This is a genomic window from Psychrobacter sp. AOP5-GZ1-6 (genome assembly GCF_052376345.1).
Taxonomy (GTDB): Bacteria; Pseudomonadota; Gammaproteobacteria; order Pseudomonadales; family Moraxellaceae; genus Psychrobacter.
This window is the reverse complement of sequence record NZ_JBQSVP010000214.1, coordinates 1-2,836: the sequence shown is the minus strand read 5'-3', so window position 1 is coordinate 2,836 and position 2,836 is coordinate 1. Positions and strand designations below refer to the sequence as shown.

Annotated in this window: 3 protein-coding genes; all 3 read left to right on the top strand. The window is 37.7% G+C overall.

Annotated elements, in window-relative coordinates; translation table 11 throughout:
- On the top strand, positions 1 to 1,119 hold a 1,119-nt coding region (locus tag ACT3RN_RS15115; RefSeq protein ID WP_444518786.1), incomplete at its 5' end, for a hypothetical protein.
- Positions 1,119 to 1,607, top strand: a complete 489-nt coding sequence (locus tag ACT3RN_RS15110; RefSeq protein ID WP_192519884.1) for a hypothetical protein — start codon at positions 1,119 to 1,121, stop codon at positions 1,605 to 1,607. The genes ACT3RN_RS15115 and ACT3RN_RS15110, both read left to right, overlap by 1 nt.
- A 242-nt stretch (positions 1,608 to 1,849) precedes the next feature.
- The coding region (locus ACT3RN_RS15105) for a hypothetical protein (RefSeq protein ID WP_444518785.1) at positions 1,850 to 2,836 on the top strand (987 nt) is incomplete at its 3' end.

The window sequence follows — 2,836 nt, the reverse complement described above, 5'->3', positions numbered from 1 at the left end:
AATTACTATTATGCAGATCTTAAAAATATAAGTAAGAAAACAAAACAAGAAGTAGAGAAGATATACAACATTCAGAAAAGCTCTTTTGAAGGTAAATGTAGATCTGCAGGTGGTGACTGCAATGATGTTATCGATAAAATGCTAAACTTCGTTGAAAATCCGTATGTTAAGAAAAATTATGTGAATCTAAGAGGTCAAACGTTAGCCAAGCTTAAAAGCAATCCTGAACTAATAATCACCTATCTTGATAGTGAAAATTTTAAATTAAACAAAGCAGATCAAAGTGTTTTAAATACTCAGCTTAAGCCAATACTACAAGCTACTGGTGGCGGCTTTGGAGTTGTAGGTTCAATTGGTGGTACTGTATACGCTTGTGCACAGACAGCAGGACTTGGTTGCTATGCCGCTGCTATTGCGGGATCAGCAGGTGCAACCAGCTCTTTTGATCATATTAAGACTGGGTTTAATAACTACGGTAAACCGCTTAGTCAACAAAGCTCAGGTGATTTGATTAAAAATTTAAAAGGTTTGGGATTTACGGACAAAGGTGCTAGAAACATACAATTAGCAGCCGATATACTTGGTACAGGAGGATTAGGATATAGTGTAGCTGCTAACAAGGCAGTCAATACTACAAGCAAGTATGCTACATCAAGTACGAATGTGGCTAAAAAGACAGTATCAGAGGTACGTTATAACAATCCTCAAGTATATCGAGAACAACTTGCAAAAGAAGCTAATATTCCTAAGCATATTGATTTTAAAAATGATGTAAAGACTCTAGCTAAATTAGATTCTCAGGAACTAAGGACTTACTTTGAAATTAATGGTTATAATACATCCAAGCCTGCATCAAGGGCATCAGGTAATGCAGAAGTCTATAATATAAGTAACCATGAAACAGTTCAGGCTGTTCAATATAGTCCAGTTAATCCAAAATCTACACATAGAGGTGAGTATCGAAAAATAACATATAAAGATGGACGTATGTTTAAGTTTATCGATACTTCAAATCATTACCTTCCCGATAATAAATTATCGAAAAACACAACTTACTTTAATCGAGAAGGTCAAAGGATAATTTATAATTTTGACAAAAAAACATGGAGTATACAGTAGTGGGTGCACATGAAGTAGATTTTAGCGCTGATATAATACCAGGCGAAAGTATTGCCGGTTTTACTATTTTAAATCAGGACTATGATGATGTAAGAAGATCATTAGAAACACTTGACAAAAATTATTATTTTCAAGATAACGGTGATTATTTAGAAGTTTTTAGTAAAATCGACCAAGAATATGGAAATACTGACATTATTATGAATTTTTTTTTCAACTCTGAAAAGAAACTCGATTGCATCAATGTATTTAAAACAAATAATGATAATCAGTATGAAGGTAGAATACTTGGAAAATATGGTCTTGGAGATAAAGTTATCGATCTTGCCGAATTCGGTGAACTTGAAAGAACTTCAACGGGTGAGAGTTTCTTATTAATAAACAATGATAATAAATATGGACTCAGTGTATCGAACGGTTTAGATGTATCTTTAGAAGAAGATCCGGAGCAAAATATTGCTGTGATTAGTGTACATTGTTTTTCTTAACTAGTATGTGATTTGAATAGAGGTTACAAGACCTAGTAAGAGATTTATTATCTAATCAAAGCTACAATACAAAAAATGTGTTGTAGCTTTTTTTGTATCTCAAACTAAGACACCGCAACTTATGACAGCGACCAAAAGAACATGGGCTTTTTAGCGCTGATATTGATATAGCAGGCGGTGGTGTAGGCTCCAGTCTATCGGTCAATGGCGGCAAAACCAATGTCAATGCTGACTATCAAGCCGTGGGTGAGCAGTCAGGCATCTTCACAGGGGATGGTGGTCTTGACCTTACCACCGAAGGCACAACCAATCTGATAGGCGGCGCGATTACCACGACTGACAAAGCGCTACAAGAAGGATTAAACAACTATGTCAGTAAAGGTGGCATTACGACTCAAGACATAGAAAACACCACCAGCTATGAGGGCGATGCCATTTCTGCAGGTGTTAGCATTGGTAATACCACCGGCAAACCACAAGCCACCATGAACGGCATTGGCTACGGCACAGATAGTGACAGTGATAGCAGTATTACCAGAGCAGGTATTACGGGTGTCGCTGGAAACAGGAATATCACGACTGATAACCGTGCAGAGTATGCAGGCATCCTTGAGAATGTGTTTGATGCCAATCAAGTGAATGAAGAGCTTGGGGCGCAGACGCAGATTACGCAGGAGTTTGGCAAAGAAGCACCTAAAGCGGTTGGGGACTTTGCTGTTAATCGACAAATAGAACTTATCGAACAAGGTAGAGTAGATGAAGCCGATAAATGGGCAGAAGGTGGTACTTATCGTGTTGCGCTGCATACGCTAGTTGGTGCTATTGCCACAGGAAGTGTAGACGGTGCATTAGCCAGTGGTACGACCGCAGTCTCTATATCAGCAGTAGGTCGTTATTTAGATGAGCATGGGGTTGACGAAGCGACTAAAAAAGCATTGCTTTTAGGACTGTCAGCAGGTATCGCTGCTACAGCTGGTGGAGATACTGCCAGTACGGCTAATAGTATTAATCAGACTCAGAATAATTATTTGAATCATATACAATTAGAGAATTGGCTCAAAGGTCTAAAAGGTTGTAACGGTAATCAAAAATGTATAACACGTGTCAACAATGTTTATCAAAAGCTTGATAAAGTACAGCAAGCTAGCTTCATCAATGATTGTGAGACAAACTACAACTATCAAAGATGTGGTAAACATATTAAAAATTACTACGCAGGTAGCGAGAAA